This is a genomic window from Pseudomonas sp. JV449, assembly GCF_032424295.1.
Lineage (GTDB): Bacteria > Pseudomonadota > Gammaproteobacteria > Pseudomonadales > Pseudomonadaceae > Aquipseudomonas > Aquipseudomonas marginalis.
In genome coordinates this window covers 95,049-110,869 of sequence record NZ_VYKD01000005.1, presented here as the reverse complement: position 1 = coordinate 110,869, position 15,821 = coordinate 95,049, and the positions used below count along the sequence as shown (strand labels likewise).

Here is a 15,821-nt window from a genome sequence, read left to right as displayed (position 1 = left end):
GGAGCAAAAGGCTCATGCGCGTACTGATTGTTGAAGATGAAGAAAAAACCGCCGATTACCTGCACCGAGGCCTGACGGAGCAAGGCTACGCCGTCGATGTGGCGCGCGAGGGCGTCGAGGGCCTGCACCTGGCGCTGGAGAACGATTACGCGGTGATCGTGCTCGACGTGATGCTGCCCGGCCTCGATGGCTTTGGCGTGCTGAGGGCGTTGCGTGCGCGCAAACAGACACCGGTGATCATGCTGACCGCCCGCGAGCGCGTGGAAGACCGTATCCGCGGCCTGCGCGAAGGCGCCGACGATTATCTTGGCAAACCGTTTTCCTTCCTCGAACTGGTGGCGCGCCTGCAAGCCCTGACCCGCCGCAGCGGCGGCCACGAGCCGGTGCAAGTGACCGTTGCCGACCTGTGGATCGACCTGATCAGCCGCAAGGCCAGCCGCAATGGTGTGCGCCTGGACCTGACCGCCAAGGAGTTCTCGCTGCTCAGCGTATTGGCGCGGCGCCAGGGCGAGATCCTCTCCAAGACCTCGATTGCAGAAATGGTCTGGGACATCAATTTCGACAGTGACGCCAACGTCGTGGAAGTGGCGATCAAGCGCCTGCGCGCCAAGCTTGACGGGCCGTTCGAACACAAGCTGCTGCACACCATTCGCGGCATGGGTTATGTGCTGGAGAATCGCAGTGTCGGCTAATTCCATTGCGCTGCGCCTCAGCAGCATGTTCACCCTGGTGGCGGCGCTGATATTCCTGTTGATCGGCGGCGCGCTGTATCAGCAGGTGGATCGCAGCCTGGGCTTGCTGCCAGGGGCGGAGCTGGATGCGCGCTACAGCGTGTTGGAATCCTCTGTGAACCGCTTCGGCACGCCGGACCATTGGGTGAAGATTCAAGCCAAGCTCAAATTATTGGGTGAGGAAGACAAGCGTATCCGCTTCTGGGTCGTCAGCAGCGATCCGAACTACGAGTACGGCAACCCCGATGCGCGGATCCGCACCTTCGCCGAAGGCCCGACGGGCAAGCGCGACCTGCACCTGCCGGGGCGCGAATACCCGTTCAAAGTGCTGGTGAGCCAGTTCCCGGCCAAGGACCAACGCCCGCCGCTGCGTTTCATGATCGCCATCGACACTGAGAACTTCCGCGCGACCCAGCACCATCTGCTGGTGGCACTGGTCAGCCTGGCGCTGGTCGGCGTGGCGCTGGCGGCGCTGCTGGGGTTCTGGGTGTCGCGCATTGGCCTCAAGCCGCTGGGCAAACTCTCGGATGAAGCACAGAAGCTGGCGCCGCCGAAGCTCTCCGGGCGCCTGCAACTGTCACCGCTGCCGCCGGAGCTGAGCCAGTTCGTCAACTCGTTCAACTCCACACTGGACCGCGTGGAGCAGGCCTACTCGCGCCTGGAGTCGTTCAACGCCGACGTCGCCCACGAACTGCGCTCACCGCTCACCAACCTGATCGGCCAGACCCAGGTCGCCCTGACGCGCGGGCGTTCGGCCGAGCATTATTTCGAGGTGCTGCAATCCAACCTCGAGGAATTGGAACGCCTGCGCTCGATCATCAACGACATGTTGTTCCTCGCCAGCGCCGACCAGGGCAGCAAGGCCACCAAGCTGATTGAAAGCTCATTGGCCGACGAGGTAGCCACCACCCTCGACTACCTGGACTTCATCCTCGAAGACGCCCAGGTCCGGGTGCAGGTCCACGGCGACGCCCAGGTACAGATCGAAAAAGCCCACCTGCGCCGCGCGCTGATCAACCTGCTGAGCAATGCGGTGCAGCACACCGCGCCCGGGCAGGTGATCGACGTGAACATCGACGTGCTGGAGCATCAGGTAGCAATCGGCGTGACCAACCCTGGCGATGTGATTGCCAGCGAACACCTGCCCCGGCTGTTCGAACGTTTCTATCGGGTGGATGCGTCGCGCAGCAACAGCGGGGCGAATCACGGTTTGGGGTTGGCGATCGTCAAGGCGATTGCGCTGATGCATGGCGGTGATGTGTTCGTGCGCAGCGATGTCAGCGGCAATACCTTTGGCATCACTCTGCCGGTCTAGACATCTCCCCCATGGCCCCAGCATCACTGTTGCTGTTTTGGCAACAGTCATTATCTTGTTACACTCTGTATCGCAGCGCTCGCCTGCGTTAATTTGACGCATCGATGAGCGCGACGGCAAAGGCAGCTGACCCGCTTACCCGAATTTCCCTCGACTTATTTCCAGGGCTCTACACTGGGAATCTGTCTTAAAGCCGCTGACTTCAGCGGCTTTTTTTTGCGCTAAAAAAAGGCCAGGCACACCCCCACGACACTGGCCGTTTTCGATTGACCAAAGGAGCTCCACCGGTGAAGAACTCGCTGACGTTCACCCCGTTATTCCTCGCGATTGCAGCAACGATCGTTCCCCTTGCCCACGCGGCAGACACTACCGCCGCCGACGGATTCGTCGAAGGCTCGCACCTCAACATCAACACCCGCAACTACTACATGAACCGCGACCGTCGCGACATCCACATCGATGACAGCAAGGAATGGGGCCAGGGTTTTATAGGCACCTTCGAATCCGGCTACACACAGGGCACCGTCGGCTTCGGCCTGGACGCCCACGCCATGCTCGGCCTCAAGCTCGACGGCGGTGGCGGCACCGACGGTTCCAGCATCCTTCCCTACGGCAGCACTGACGGCAGCGGCAAAGCGCCCGGTTCGTTTTCCACCGCAGGGGGCACCTTGAAGATGCGCGCCTTCGATACCGAGTTGAAGGCCGGCGACCTGTTCCTCAACAACCCGGTGATCGCCGGCGGCATGACGCGCATGCTGCCGCAGACTTTCCGTGGCGTGAGCCTGAGCAACCACAGTTTCGACGGCTGGATGCTCGAAGGCGGCCAGGCCAGCTTCACCAAGCTCTACAACCAGAGCGGCCACCGACGCATCGGCACCAGCTATGGCGCATTGCCGAGCAACGCTGACAGCCAGCACATGAATTGGGCGGGCGTGTCGTTCAGCGGCATCCCGGAAGTGACCAGCAACCTGTACGCTTCCGAACTCAAGGACGTGTGGCACCAGTACTACTACGACCTGGACTACACCTACGCGCTGAACGACCTGGTCAGCCTCAACCCGGGCCTGCACTACTACCACACCCAGGACACCGGCCAGTCGCTGCTCGGGGATATCGACAACAACACCTACAGCCTGCACTTCACCGTCGGCGTGGGCCACCACAGCGTCACCGCCGCCTACCAGCGGGTCAACGGCAACACGCCGTTCGACTACATCAGCCAGGGCGACAGCGTGTACCTGGACAACTCCCAGCAATACTCGGACTTCAACGGTCCCAATGAGCGCTCATGGAAGCTCAAGTACGCCTACGACTTCGCCGGCCTCGGCATGCCTGGCCTTACCTCGGCGATGTCCTACATCAGCGGTAAGACCGATCTGACCAAAGTCGACCCACAAAGCCGTGGCTACAGTGCCTGGTACAGCGCTGACGGCAAGGACGCCAAGCACTGGGAACGGGATATCGATTTGAAGTATGTGGTGCAGGGTGGCAAGGCCAAGGATTTGGCCGTGCGCCTGCAATGGGCGACCAATCGCGGCAGTCATGGCTACTCGGCGGTAGACCGGGATGTGGATGAATACCGGGTGATCGTCGACTACCCGATCAACGTGTTCTAACGCGTAGATCTTTCTTTTTAACCGAGTATTTAATTTTCATCGGGTAGAACTAAACTGCCAGCATCCACATCGCTGAAGTCTGCCCGATGAGCCAACGCCATGTCCGTATCCTGCCCGCACGCCCAGAACTGTTAATGGTTTTGGGCAGCGGTATCACTGTTGTCTTGATCGTGGTCATCGTCGCAGCGTTGCTGATCCGCGAACACGCCAGCACCCTGCAGGCCGCGACGCGCTCAACCACCAATATTGCGCAGTTGATCAATGCCGACGTGCTGCGCAACGTCGAACTCTACGACCTGGCCCTCAAGGGGTTGATTGCTGCCAGGCAACGCGATGACCTGTCCCAGGTTACGGCGAATATCCAGCACCTGGTGCAGTTTGAGTTGTCTACCGCTGCGCCGTTCAAAGGCGAAGTCCTGTTGCTGGACGCAGACGGCGCAGTGATCGCGGACTCTTCTACCCTGCAGCCCACCCCGCGCAACTTTGCCAGCCGCGATTACTTCCAGGTGCATGCCAAAGACGCCCAGGCCGGTTTGTTCATCAGCCGACCGTTCAAGATCCACTGCGATTGCGACCAGGTCTGGCGCATGGCGTTCAGTCGGCGCGTATCAGGCCCCAATGGTGAATTTGCCGGCGTTGCCGTCGCAACCATGCGCCTGGCGTACTTCGATCAGCTTTTCAGTACGCTCACCATCGGCAACGGCAGCAGCGTCAACCTGCTGAGCAACCGAGGCATTTTGCTCGCCCAGCAACCGCTGCTGGAGCGCGACATGATCGACAAGGACCTGAGCGAACGTCCTAACTTCAAGCGCATGCTGCGCGAAGGCAGTGGCAGCTTCCAGGCCATCTCTGCCATCAGCGGCAAGGAGCGCCTGTACACCTTCACCAATGTCGGAGACCTGCCGCTGATCGTGGTAGTAGCCCTGTCCAGTGAAGATGTATTCGCCCCCTGGAAGCGCGCCGCACTGCTGACCAGTGGCGCCACGGGCATCCTGTGTATCGGCTTGTTATGGCTGACCTGGATGCTGCGCCGGGAACTGCGCCGCCGTTATCGCGCAGAGCGCGTACTGTCAGAACTGGCAGCCACCGACGCCCTGACCGGCCTGGCCAACCGCCGCATCCTCGACGAACGCCTGCGCCTTGAATGGGACCGCGCGCAACGTTCGCTCGAACCACTGACCGTGCTGATGATCGACGTGGACCACTTCAAGGCCTTCAACGACCGCCACGGCCATCATGGTGGCGATGCAGCACTGCGTACGGTGGCCCAGGTGATCAACAGCAATATCCGCCGTCCTGCCGACCTCGCGGCGCGTTACGGCGGCGAGGAGTTCGCGGTTGTACTGCCCAATACGGACGCCAAGGGCGCGTGGGTCATCGCCGAGCATATCCGCAGCAGCATCGAACATTTACCACGGGTAGCGGGGGATGAGCAGCCGATCACGGCGAGCATCGGCATGAGCACCCGGGACAAGCGCAGCCGGATGTCCCTGGAGGCTTTGCTGCTCAGTGCGGACAGGGCGTTGTATGAGGCCAAGCACACGGGGCGCAATCGGATTGTGGATGCCAGTGAGGGGTGATGATCGCCCCCACGCTGCGCATGGGAACGAGGGAGGCGCGTCACAGACACATAAAAAAAGGCCACCCGAAGGCAGCCTTTAAAAACTAAAGAAAGAGAGTTGTTACTTACACCGCCGCAACGGGACGCATGTAAGAGATCGGTGCGGTGCTGGCATCTTCGAAGGTCACGACTTCCCAAGCGTCTGTCTGCTCAATCAACTTGCGCAGCAGCTGGTTGTTAAGGGCGTGGCCCGACTTGAAGCCTTTGAACTCGCCTATCAGGCTATTGCCCAGCAGGTAGAGGTCACCGATTGCATCGAGGATCTTGTGCTTCACGAATTCGTCTTCATAGCGAAGGCCGTCTTCGTTCAGTACACCATCCGCGTCGACCACAATGGCATTTTCAACGCTGCCGCCGAGTGCGAGGTTGTGCTTGCGCAGGTACTCGATGTCACTCATGAAACCAAAGGTACGGGCGCGGCTGACTTCTTTTACGAACGAAGTGCTGGAAAAATCCACGCTTGCACTCTGGGTGCGGTCACGGAATACCGGGTGATCGAAATCGATCTCAAAGCTCACTTTAAAGCCTTCGAACGGGACGAAGGTGGCGCGCTTGTCGCCGTCTTCTACTGTCACTTCCCGCAGAATGCGTATGAACTTCTTGGCTGCGTCCTGTTCTTCCAGGCCGGCAGATTGAATCAAGAATACGAAGGGTCCAGCGCTGCCATCCATGATCGGGACTTCGGACGCGGAGAGCTCGACGTAGGCGTTATCGATGCCCAAACCGGCCATGGCCGAGAGCAAGTGCTCCACCGTGTCCACTTTGACGTCACCGTTGACCAACGTGGTCGACATCGTGGTTTCGCCAACATTTTCCGCGCGAGCAGGAATCTGCACCACAGGGTCCAGGTCGGCACGCACAAACACGATGCCGGTGTCGACAGGTGCAGGCTTGAGGGTCAGGTATACCTTCTCCCCGGAGTGCAGACCTACACCTGTGGCACGAATAATATTCTTCAGGGTGCGTTGTTTAATCATGGCTTGGACCGCTTCAGCGCAAATTGCGAACTGGTATCAACAAAGGCTGGCGATAATAGCAGACCAGACCTTTGCTGAACACCAATCACCTTCATAGCCCTGATACATTCCATTAATCGGCCTGACGACGCAGGAATGCCGGGATGTCCAGGTAGTCCAGATCATCTTGCGGATTCGGGCTACGGGACGCCGCAGCACCGGCCTGAGCCTGGTTGCGCATCACGGTCGGACGATCCAGGTCACGGTAGTTCACCGACGGCAGTTCCTGGCGCGAAGGCGCTGGAGCGGCAGCCGCTTGGCTCGCGTGGCTGGCCTGGCTGTTATGCAGGGTGTTGTCGATGACCTTCACAGGCTTCTCGATTTTCGCGCCCAGGCCGGTGGCAACCACGGTCACGTGCAGCTCGTCGCGCATGTCCGGGTCGATAACGGTACCGACCTTGACCATGGCGTGCTCGGAAGCGAAGGCTTCGATGATGCTACCCACGTCGGAGTACTCACCCAGGGACAGGTCAGGACCGGCGGTGATATTCACCAGGATGCCGCGTGCGCCTTGCAGGTTCACGTCTTCCAGCAACGGGTTGCGGATGGCCGCTTCAGTGGCTTCGCGTGCACGGTTCGGACCGCTGGCGCAGCCAGTGCCCATCATCGCCATGCCCATTTCGCTCATGACAGTACGGACGTCGGCAAAGTCGACGTTGATCATGCCCGGGCGCTTGATGATGTCGGAGATACCGCGAACGGCCCCGGCCAGTACATCGTCAGCCTTGGCGAATGCGGACAGCAGGCTCGCGTCCTTGCCCAGGATGGTCAGCAGCTTCTCGTTGGGAATGGTGATCAACGAGTCGACGCTTTCAGACAGCAGACGGATACCTTCGTCGGCGATCTGCATGCGCTTGCGGCCTTCGAACGGGAACGGACGGGTCACGACCGCAACCGTCAGAATCCCCATTTCCTTGGCCACTTCGGCAATGATCGGCGCTGCACCGGTACCGGTACCGCCACCCATGCCCGTGGTGATGAACACCATGTTGGTGCCCTGCAGCACTTCGGCAATACGCTCGCGGTCTTCCAGGGCGGCTTGACGGCCGACTTCCGGATTGGCGCCGGCGCCGAGGCCCTTGGTCACGGCTGTGCCCAATTGCAGGATGGTCCGCGCGCCGATGCTTTTCAGCGCCTGGGCGTCAGTGTTGGCGCAGATGAATTCAACGCCTTCAATGTTGCTCTTGACCATATGGTTGACAGCGTTGCCGCCGCCACCGCCGACACCGATCACTTTGATGACCGGGCTGGCGGGGATGTTGTCTACGAGTTCGAACATGTTCCCTCTCCTTTCGTTTTCTCTAGTTTTTTCGCCTACTACTTGAAACGGTGTTGCGGTAAATCTTTAGAAATTGCCTTTAACCCAAGCCTGCAACCGCTCGAACAACGGCGCCTTGGCCTCGTCGTCGCTGCGGTAGCTGTCACGGTTGCTTGGGCCCGACAGGGAAATGCCGTCGGTCTGCTTTTGCAGCCCGTACAACAGCAAGCCCACACCGGTGGAATAAATCGGGTTGCGCACCACGTCGCCCAGGCCTTTGACGCCATGGGGAACACCCAGGCGGACCGGCATGTGGAAGATTTCCTCGGCCAGTTCGACCGCGCCTTCCATCTTCGAGGTGCCACCGGTCAGCACGATGCCGGCCGGGATCAAATCTTCGTAGCCGCTGCGGCGCAGTTCAGCCTGGATCAGGGTGAACAGCTCGTCGTAGCGCGGCTCGACCACTTCGGCCAGGGCCTGGCGCGACAGCTCACGCGGTGGACGGTCGCCCACGCTTGGCACCTTGATGGTTTCACCGGCACCGGCCAGCTTGGCCAGGGCGCAGGCGTAGCGGATCTTGATTTCTTCGGCGTACTGGGTCGGTGTACGCAGCGCCATGGCGATGTCGTTGGTCACCTGGTCGCCGGCAATCGGGATCACGGCGGTGTGACGGATCGCACCCTCGGTGAAGATCGCGATGTCGGTGGTGCCGCCGCCGATGTCCACCAGGCATACGCCCAGTTCTTTTTCGTCGTCGGTCAGTACCGAATACGCGGAGGCAAGCTGCTCGAGAATGATGTCGTCGATTTCCAGGCCGCAGCGGCGCACGCATTTTTCAATGTTCTGCGCGGCGTTGACGGCACAGGTCACCACGTGGACCTTGGCTTCCAGACGCACGCCCGACATGCCCAGGGGCTCGCGGACGCCTTCCTGGTTATCGATCACGTAGTCCTGCGGCAGGGTGTGCAGCACGCGCTGGTCAGCCGGGATCGCCACGGCCTGGGCGGCGTCGAGGACGCGCTCAAGGTCGGCGGCGCTGACTTCGCGGTCGCGAATCGCCACGATGCCGTGGGAGTTCAGGCTGCGGATATGGTTGCCCGCCACGCCGACGAACGCCGAGTGAATCCGGCAACCGGCCATCAGCTGCGCTTCTTCGATGGCGCGCTGGATCGATTGCACGGTGGACTCGATGTTGACCACCACGCCCTTCTTCAGGCCACGGGACGGATGCGTGCCAATACCGACGATTTCGATCGTGCCGTCTTCCCCGACCTCGCCCACCAGCGCCACCACCTTGGAGGTGCCGATATCGAGACCGACGATCATTTTGCCGCTTTGCACGTTTGCCATGGGTCCTGCCTCTTCTTAATTCTTCGCGACAGCGGGTTGCGCTGCCGTGGGCGCAGCCGGTTCACGCCAGCCGACGGCAAGGCCGTTGGCGTAACGCAGGTCGACGCTCGCAATGTTCGTAATCTGTTCTTTCAAGGTCTTGTCATAGATGGCGATGAAGCGGCGCATCTTTTCCACCAAGCGGTCGCGTCCCAGCAACAACTGGATGCCCGGGCCGGAACTGCCTGCCCCGGTCGTCAAAAACCAGCTACCCCGTTCACGCAATTCCAGGCGTGCAATGGAGAAGCCCATTGGCCGCAGCATCTGGCTCAAGGCCTGGTACTGCTGCATCACTTGCTGCTGCGCCCGCTGCGGCCCGAACAGCTGCGGCAGGTGCTCGTAATTGGCCAGCTCACGCGGGGTGAACGCCTGGCCCTGGTTGTTCAACAGCGCCTCATCGCCCCAACGGGCCACGGGCAGTTGTTCTTCCAGGCGGATCGTTACCTGGTCCGGCCATACGCGGCGGACTTCGGCGTGGGCGATCCACGGCATCTGTTCCAGCTCCCGGCGCATACCCGCCAGGTCAATGGTGAAGAAGCTCGCCGCCAGGAACGGGCCGATACGCTGCTGCACCGCTTGCTGGCTGATGTAGCTCAAATCGCCCTGTACGCTGATCTTGGTGATCGGCCGGTCGGCATAGGGCAATAGACGCTGCGCGCCCTCGTAAGTGCCGAAGCCCAGCACCACCAGCATCACCGGCCAGAACAGCGCCTTGAGGAAACCAAAGTTGGCTTTCGGCAGGCGCGCCGACATCGGCTCTTTAGCCACCATTCGACTGGCACCCCGTGGCACCGGCTTGCGGCTCGGTGCTTGTGGGGGCTGATGACGAAGCGATGCGCCTTTCATGTCCTTAGCCTCTTGGCTCGATGCTGGCGGCCAGAATCGCCAGCACCAATTGCTGGAAATCCAGGCCGGCTGCGCGAGCGGCCATCGGTACCAGGCTGTGGTCGGTCATGCCCGGCGCGGTGTTGACTTCCAGGAACCAGAAATTCCCTTGGTCATCCTGCATCACGTCTGCCCGTGCCCAACCGGCAATACCCAACGCCTCACAGGCTTTCGCCGTGAGGTCCATCAATTCCTGTTCTTTGGTTGCGTCAAGGCCGCACGGGATCCGGTACTGGGTATCGGAGGCCAGGTACTTGGCGTCGTAGTCGTAAAAGGTGTGGGGCGTGCCCAATGCGATGGGCGGCAATACCTGGCCACGCAGGGTGGCGATGGTGTACTCGGGACCCTGGATCCACTGTTCCACCAACACTTGCGAATCGTAGGTACTTGCCGCTTTCCATGCGTCGATCAATTCGGCGGCCGAGTTCACTTTAGCCATGCCGATACTGGAGCCTTCATGGGCAGGTTTGACGATCAAAGGCAGGCCCAGTTCCTTGGCTGCAGAAATACAATCGTCTTCGCTGCACAGAACGCTGTGACGCGGGGTGGGAATACCCAGGCTGTGCCACACCTGCTTGGTGCGCAACTTGTCCATGGCCAGTGCCGAAGCGAGGATGCCGCTGCCGGTGTAAGGGATACCGGCACACTCCAACAGGCCCTGCATGCTGCCGTCTTCACCGCCACGGCCGTGCAGGATGATGAAGGCACGGTCGATCTTCTCGGCCTGCAGGCGGGCGAGGAAGTCATCGCCCACGTCGATCCCGAACGCATTCACGCCGGCACTTTGCAGCGCTTCGAGCACGGCGTTGCCGGACTTGAGCGACACTTCGCGCTCGGCGCTCTTGCCGCCGAACAGCACGGCCACGCGGCCGAAGTCGGCTGGCGTGATGGTGGAGAACAGGGAGCCGTAGTCAGCGGTCATTTCGACGCCCCCTTCTTGGCGGCCGCAAACAGCGGGCTCGCCAGCAACTTAGGCGCAAGGCCGCCGATATCACCGGCGCCCTGGCACAGCAGGATATCGCCGGCACGCAGCAGCGGCTTGACGATCGGTGCCAGGTCCACACCGCGCTCGATGTAGATAGGGTCCAACTGGCCGCGCTGGCGGATGCTGTTGCACAGCTTGCGGCTGTCGGCGCCCGGGATCGGTTCTTCACCGGCCGGGTAGACCTCCATCAACAGCAGCACGTTGGCATCGGCCAGCACATTGACGAAATCGTCATACAAATCGCGGGTTCGGCTGTAGCGGTGCGGCTGGTAGACCATCACCAGGCGACGCTCCGGCCAGCCACCGCGCACGGCCTTGATCACCGCGGCAACTTCGGTCGGGTGGTGACCATAGTCATCCACCAGCATCACGTCACCGCCTTCCACCGACAGTTGGCCGTAGACCTGGAAGCGTCGGCCGACACCGGCAAAGCGCGACAGGCCCTCGACGATGGCTTCATCGCTGACGCCCTCGTCGGAGGCGATACAGATGGTCGCCAGGGAATTCAATACGTTGTGGTTGCCCGGCATGTTCACCGACACATCCAGCGGCTCGCGGTCGGGACGCAGCACGGTGAAGTAGGTCTGCATGCCTTCCTGGCGCACATTGATCGCGCGCACGTCGGCGTCTTCGCTGAAGCCGTAGGTCACGGTCGGACGCTTGACCTGGGGCAGGATTTCACGCACCACCGGGTCGTCCAGGCAGAGCACGGCCAGACCGTAGAACGGCAGGTTGTGCAGGAACTCGACGAAGGTTTTCTTCAACTTGTTGAAGTCACCGTCGTAGGTGGCCATGTGATCTTCGTCGATGTTGGTGACCACAGCGACCAGCGGTTGCAGGTGCAGGAAACTGGCGTCGCTTTCATCGGCTTCGGCGATCAGGTAGCGGCTGGTACCAAGCTGGGCATTGGTACCGGCTGCATTCAGGCGGCCACCGATGACGAAGGTCGGGTCCAGGCCACCGGCGGCGAACACCGAGGCGATCAGGCTGGTGGTGGTGGTCTTGCCATGGGTACCGGCGACGGCGATGCCGTGGCGATAGCGCATCAGCTCGGCGAGCATCTCGGCGCGTGGCACCACGGGAATGCGGCGCTCAAGAGCAGTGGCCACTTCCGGGTTGGAGGTGTTCACGGCGCTGGACACCACCAGCACGTCAGCCTCGGCAGCGTTCTCGGCGCGGTGACCGATAAAGATCTGCGCGCCAAAGGACTTCAGGCGCTCGGTGACCGGCGACTCTTTCAAATCCGAGCCGGACACCTGGTAGCCCAGGTTCAGCAACACTTCGGCGATGCCGCACATGCCCACGCCGCCGATACCGACGAAGTGGATGCGACGGATGCGGCGCATTTCCGGTTGTGGCATGGCTTTCTGATTCTCAACCATAGGCCACCTCCAGGCAGATATCGACCACGGTGCGGGTTGCGTCAGGTTTGGCCAGGCGGCTTGCGGTGCTCGCCATGTTGTTGAGTCGTTCCGGTTGCATCAAAACCTCGGTCAGGCGTGCGGCCAAATCGGCGGCGCCAGTCGTTCTTTGCGGCAGCAGGAAGGCAGCGCCCTCCCCGGCCAAATATTCGGCGTTGCGGGTCTGGTGATCGTCGATGGCGTGGGGCAAGGGCACCAGCAAGGACGGCAGACCGGCAGCAGCCAGTTCACTGACGGTCAACGCACCCGCGCGACAGACCACCAGGTCGGCCCAGCCATAGGCATGGGCCATGTCTTTGATAAAGGGCTGCACATTGGCCGCCACACCGGCGTCGCGATAACGCGTGGCGGTGACTTCATCGTGGTTCTTGCCGGCCTGGTGGAAGATCTCCGGGCGCAATTCCACAGGGAGTTGCGCCACGGCTTCCGGCAGCAATTTATTCAGCGGCTCGGCACCCAGGCTTCCGCCCAGGATCAGCAGGTGCGCCTTGCGCCCTGCGAGTGCTTCGCGGGCGATATCCATAAACAGCTCGGTGCGCACCGGGTTGCCGGTGGTACGGCGCTTATCCGACACACTGAAGGTGTTGGGGAACGCCTCGCACACCCGTGCAGCCAACGGCACCAGCAGACGGTTGGCGGTACCGGCCACGGCGTTCTGCTCGTGCACGATCACCGGCACGCCGGCAAGCCTGGCGGCGACGCCACCGGGGCCGGTCACATAACCACCGAAGCCGAGCACACACACCGGCTGCAATTCACGGATGACCTTGCGCGCCTGCCACACCGCCTTGAGCAACACGAACGGTGCCTTGAGCAGGGACAACTTGCCCTTGCCGCGCAGGCCCGTGACGTTGATCAGGTGCAACGGCAAGCCCGCATTCGGCACCAACTCGTTTTCGATGCCGCGCGGTGTACCCAGCCAGTGCACGGTGTAGCCACGGTTCTGGAATTCCCGCGCGCACGCCAGGGCCGGGAACACATGTCCCCCGGTGCCGCCGGCCATGATCAGCACGTTAGCGCCCATGGGTCGGCTCCTCGGCGAAGTCGCTTTCGCTGAACTCCATCTCTTCGCTGCCCAGGTGGGTTCGACTCTCCCACTCGATACGCAGCAACAAGCCAAGACAGGCGCAGCAGATCACCAACGAACTGCCGCCGTAACTGAGGAACGGCAAGGTCAGGCCCTTGGTCGGCAGCAGGCCGACGTTCACCCCGATGTTGATCAGGAACTGGCCGATCCACAGGAACGACAAGCCGTAGGCCACATAGGCGGCGAAATACTGTTTGGCCTTCTCGGCCCACAGGCCGATGTACATGCCGCGTACACACACGAACACGAACAGGGCGACGGTGCACAGCGAGCCGACCACGCCGAGTTCTTCGGCGAGTACGGAGAACACGAAGTCGGTGTGCGCTTCCGGCAGGTAGAACTGCTTCTGCACGCTGTTGCCCAGGCCCACGCCCAACCATTCGCCGCGACCGAAGGCGATCAAGGCCTGGGTCAATTGGTAGCCGGAACCGAACTGGTCGGACCAGGGGTCGGTAAAGGTGATCAGACGCGCCATCCGGTACGGTTGCGCCTGTACCAGGATGGTCACCGCAGCCACTGCCAGCACCACCATCAAGCTGAAGCGGAACAAGCCCACGCCGCCGAGGAACAGCATCGCCGCCGCCGCGCCCATCATCACCACGGTGGCGCCGAAGTCAGGCTCCATCAGCAACAGGCCGGCCATGGGCAGCAGCACGATGAATGGTTTGAAGAAGCCCATCCAGCTTTCGCGCACTTCCTTCTGGCGACGCACCAGGTAACCGGCCAGGTAGATCACCACGAACACCTTGGCGATTTCCGACGGCTGCACGTTGAACGCACCGAAGCCAATCCAGCGCATCGAGCCGTTCACCTCGCGGCCAATGCCGGGCAGGATCACCATGATCAGCAAGCCGAACGCGCCGATCAGCATCAGCCAGCCCAGGCGCTGCCAGGTAGCGATGGGAATCATCATGGTGACGATGCACGCGCCCAGGCCGATGATCAGGTAGACCAGGTGACGGATCATCATGTACAGGGTATTGCCCGATTGCACGGCGGCCACTTCGGAAGAAGCCGAGGTGATCATCACCAGGCCCAGGCCCAGCAGCGCGAGGCAACCGGCGAGCATCGGGAAATCAAGGTCGATGCCGCGCCCGGTAATGATCGGCGACGGGTACGGCTTGATGATGTTTCTGAAGTCAATGCTCATGCCAAGCCCTCCACGGTGCGGGCGAACAACTGGCCGCGCTCTTCGTAGTTCTTGAACATGTCGAAACTGGCGCACGCCGGCGACAGCAGCACCGCATCGCCTGGCTGGGCCAGGGCTTTGCATTGGGTAATGGCGTCGTCCAGGGAGGTGGCGCGCACCTGTGGCACGGCATCGCCCAGCGCGGCGGCGATCAAATCGGCGTCGCGGCCCATCAACACCACGGCGCGGCAATGGGCAGCCACCGCTGCCTTGAGGTCCTTGAAATCGGCACCCTTGCCGTCGCCACCGGCGATCAGCACCAGTTTGCCTTCGATATCGGCGCCCAGGCCTTCGATGGCGGCCAATGCGGCCCCCACGTTGGTGGCCTTGGAGTCGTTGTAATAGCTGACGCCGTCCAGGTCGCGAACCCACTGACAGCGATGCTCAAGGCCGCCGAAGGTGCGCAGGCTCGACAGCATGGCGTCGAACGGCAAGCCCACGGCGTGCCCCAACGCCAACGCGGCCAAGGCGTTGGATTGGTTATGGGCGCCACGGATTTTCAGCTCGCGCACCGGCATCAGGTTCTGGAATTCGAAGGCCAGGTACTTCTCGCCGTTCTCTTCACGAATGCCGAAGGCCTTGAAGTCGGGTTTGCCCAGGCCGAAGGTCCAGCACGGCATGCCCTCGCCCATCAGCGGACGGCTCAGCGCATCCTGGCGATTGACCACAAATTGCTTGGCGCCGCGGAAGATCCGGTGCTTGGCCAGGTGGTACGCCGGCAGGCCGCTGTAACGGTCCATGTGGTCTTCGCTGACGTTCAACACGGTGGCCACTTCAGCACCCAGGTCGTGGGTGGTTTCCAGCTGGAAGCTCGACAGTTCCATCACGTACAGCTCGACGTCGTCGCTGAGCAGGTCCAGCGCCGGCGTGCCGAGGTTACCGCCCACGGCCACGCGCTTGCCGGCCGCCATCGCCATCTCGCCGACCAGGGTGGTCACGGTGCTTTTCGCGTTGGAACCGCTGATGGCCACGATCGGCGCCTTCGCATTGCGTGCAAACAGGTCGATGTCGCCGGACAGCTTCACGCCACGGGCCGCTGCGGCTTGCAGGGCCGGTGTCGCCAGGGCCAGGCCGGGGCTCACGTAGAGCTCATCGGCGCGGCACAGAAACTCAACATCCAGCTCGCCACAACGCACTTCCACGTGCGGGTAGTCACGGCGCAGCGTGACCAGCTCCGGTGGATTTTCCCGCGTATCGGCCACGGCAAACGACGTGCCCCGGTTCGCCAGGAAGCGAACCAGGGACATGCCGCTCTTGCCGAGGCCGACAACGATGCGGAAGTGGTCTGAAGCGATCAGGGACACTCGT

General features: G+C 61.9%; 13 protein-coding genes. 4 read left to right on the top strand and 9 right to left on the bottom strand.

The features are described 5' to 3' along the window. Window positions 1-14: 14 nt before the first annotated feature. The 4 genes from F6S08_RS05765 (at window position 15) to F6S08_RS05750 (ending at window position 5,242) form a co-directional block, all read left to right on the top strand. Entirely contained in the window at window positions 15-692 is a 678-nt protein-coding gene (locus tag F6S08_RS05765; RefSeq protein WP_027604753.1) for a heavy metal response regulator transcription factor, read from the top strand. Then, window positions 682-2,046: a heavy metal sensor histidine kinase gene (locus F6S08_RS05760; RefSeq protein WP_074843934.1), complete on the top strand. Its 1,365-nt coding sequence runs from the start codon at window positions 682-684 to the stop codon at window positions 2,044-2,046. Before F6S08_RS05765 ends, F6S08_RS05760 begins: the two co-directional genes overlap by 11 nt. A 287-nt stretch (window positions 2,047-2,333) precedes the next feature. After that, on the top strand, window positions 2,334-3,662 hold the full coding sequence (locus tag F6S08_RS05755) for an OprD family porin (RefSeq protein ID WP_315871367.1): 1,329 nt from the start codon (window positions 2,334-2,336) through the stop codon (window positions 3,660-3,662). Between the two features lie 86 nt (window positions 3,663-3,748). Then, entirely contained in the window at window positions 3,749-5,242 is a 1,494-nt protein-coding gene (locus F6S08_RS05750) for a sensor domain-containing diguanylate cyclase (protein ID WP_315871366.1), read from the top strand. A gap of 106 nt (window positions 5,243-5,348) precedes the next feature. Here F6S08_RS05750 and lpxC read toward each other — a convergent pair whose 3' ends face one another. The 9 genes from lpxC to murD all read right to left on the bottom strand — a co-directional run bounded on the left by lpxC (window position 5,349) and on the right by murD (window position 15,817). Beyond that, window positions 5,349-6,260 carry a UDP-3-O-acyl-N-acetylglucosamine deacetylase gene (gene lpxC, locus F6S08_RS05745; RefSeq protein WP_003171886.1) on the bottom strand — a complete coding sequence of 304 codons (912 nt, stop codon included), beginning with the start codon at window positions 6,258-6,260 and terminating at the stop codon, window positions 5,349-5,351. Window positions 6,261-6,372: 112 nt separating this feature from the next. After that, complete coding sequence (gene ftsZ / locus F6S08_RS05740; protein WP_017526184.1) at window positions 6,373-7,578, bottom strand: cell division protein FtsZ; 1,206 nt, start codon at window positions 7,576-7,578, stop codon at window positions 6,373-6,375. Between the two features lie 66 nt (window positions 7,579-7,644). After that, on the bottom strand, window positions 7,645-8,907 hold the full coding sequence (gene ftsA / locus F6S08_RS05735; protein ID WP_027604757.1) for a cell division protein FtsA: 1,263 nt from the start codon (window positions 8,905-8,907) through the stop codon (window positions 7,645-7,647). A 15-nt stretch (window positions 8,908-8,922) separates the two neighbouring features. Next, entirely contained in the window at window positions 8,923-9,792 is an 870-nt protein-coding gene (locus tag F6S08_RS05730; protein WP_027604758.1) for a cell division protein FtsQ/DivIB, read from the bottom strand. A 4-nt stretch (window positions 9,793-9,796) separates the two neighbouring features. Further along, window positions 9,797-10,753: a D-alanine--D-alanine ligase gene (locus F6S08_RS05725; protein WP_065949001.1), complete on the bottom strand. Its 957-nt coding sequence runs from the start codon at window positions 10,751-10,753 to the stop codon at window positions 9,797-9,799. Beyond that, window positions 10,750-12,198 carry a UDP-N-acetylmuramate--L-alanine ligase gene (gene murC / locus F6S08_RS05720; RefSeq protein ID WP_074843928.1) on the bottom strand — a complete coding sequence of 483 codons (1,449 nt, stop codon included), beginning with the start codon at window positions 12,196-12,198 and terminating at the stop codon, window positions 10,750-10,752. The genes F6S08_RS05725 and murC overlap by 4 nt, the downstream gene beginning before the upstream one ends. Continuing rightward, window positions 12,191-13,261, bottom strand: a complete 1,071-nt coding sequence (murG, locus tag F6S08_RS05715; protein ID WP_315871365.1) for an undecaprenyldiphospho-muramoylpentapeptide beta-N-acetylglucosaminyltransferase — start codon at window positions 13,259-13,261, stop codon at window positions 12,191-12,193. Before murG ends, murC begins: the two co-directional genes overlap by 8 nt. Further along, window positions 13,251-14,474 carry a putative lipid II flippase FtsW gene (ftsW, locus tag F6S08_RS05710; protein ID WP_065924256.1) on the bottom strand — a complete coding sequence of 408 codons (1,224 nt, stop codon included), beginning with the start codon at window positions 14,472-14,474 and terminating at the stop codon, window positions 13,251-13,253. The genes murG and ftsW overlap by 11 nt, the downstream gene beginning before the upstream one ends. Then, a complete protein-coding gene (gene murD, locus F6S08_RS05705) occupies window positions 14,471-15,817 on the bottom strand; it encodes a UDP-N-acetylmuramoyl-L-alanine--D-glutamate ligase (protein WP_315871364.1) in 1,347 nt (448 codons plus the stop codon). The genes ftsW and murD overlap by 4 nt, the downstream gene beginning before the upstream one ends. Window positions 15,818-15,821 lie beyond the last annotated feature (4 nt).

Excerpts from the sequence above, each read along its gene's own strand:
- ftsA (WP_027604757.1), bottom strand. The coding sequence starts at position 8,907 with ATGGCAAACGTGCAAAGCGGCAAAATGATCGTCGGTCTCGATATCGGC.
- ftsZ (WP_017526184.1), bottom strand. The coding sequence starts at position 7,578 with ATGTTCGAACTCGTAGACAACATCCCCGCCAGCCCGGTCATCAAAGTG.
- murG (WP_315871365.1), bottom strand. The coding sequence starts at position 13,261 with ATGGGCGCTAACGTGCTGATCATGGCCGGCGGCACCGGGGGACATGTG.
- lpxC (WP_003171886.1), bottom strand. The coding sequence starts at position 6,260 with ATGATTAAACAACGCACCCTGAAGAATATTATTCGTGCCACAGGTGTA.
- F6S08_RS05765 (WP_027604753.1), top strand. The coding sequence starts at position 15 with ATGCGCGTACTGATTGTTGAAGATGAAGAAAAAACCGCCGATTACCTG.
- murC (WP_074843928.1), bottom strand. The coding sequence starts at position 12,198 with ATGGTTGAGAATCAGAAAGCCATGCCACAACCGGAAATGCGCCGCATC.
- F6S08_RS05750 (WP_315871366.1), top strand. The coding sequence starts at position 3,749 with ATGAGCCAACGCCATGTCCGTATCCTGCCCGCACGCCCAGAACTGTTA.
- ftsW (WP_065924256.1), bottom strand. The coding sequence starts at position 14,474 with ATGAGCATTGACTTCAGAAACATCATCAAGCCGTACCCGTCGCCGATC.
- F6S08_RS05725 (WP_065949001.1), bottom strand. The coding sequence starts at position 10,753 with ATGACCGCTGACTACGGCTCCCTGTTCTCCACCATCACGCCAGCCGAC.
- F6S08_RS05730 (WP_027604758.1), bottom strand. The coding sequence starts at position 9,792 with ATGAAAGGCGCATCGCTTCGTCATCAGCCCCCACAAGCACCGAGCCGC.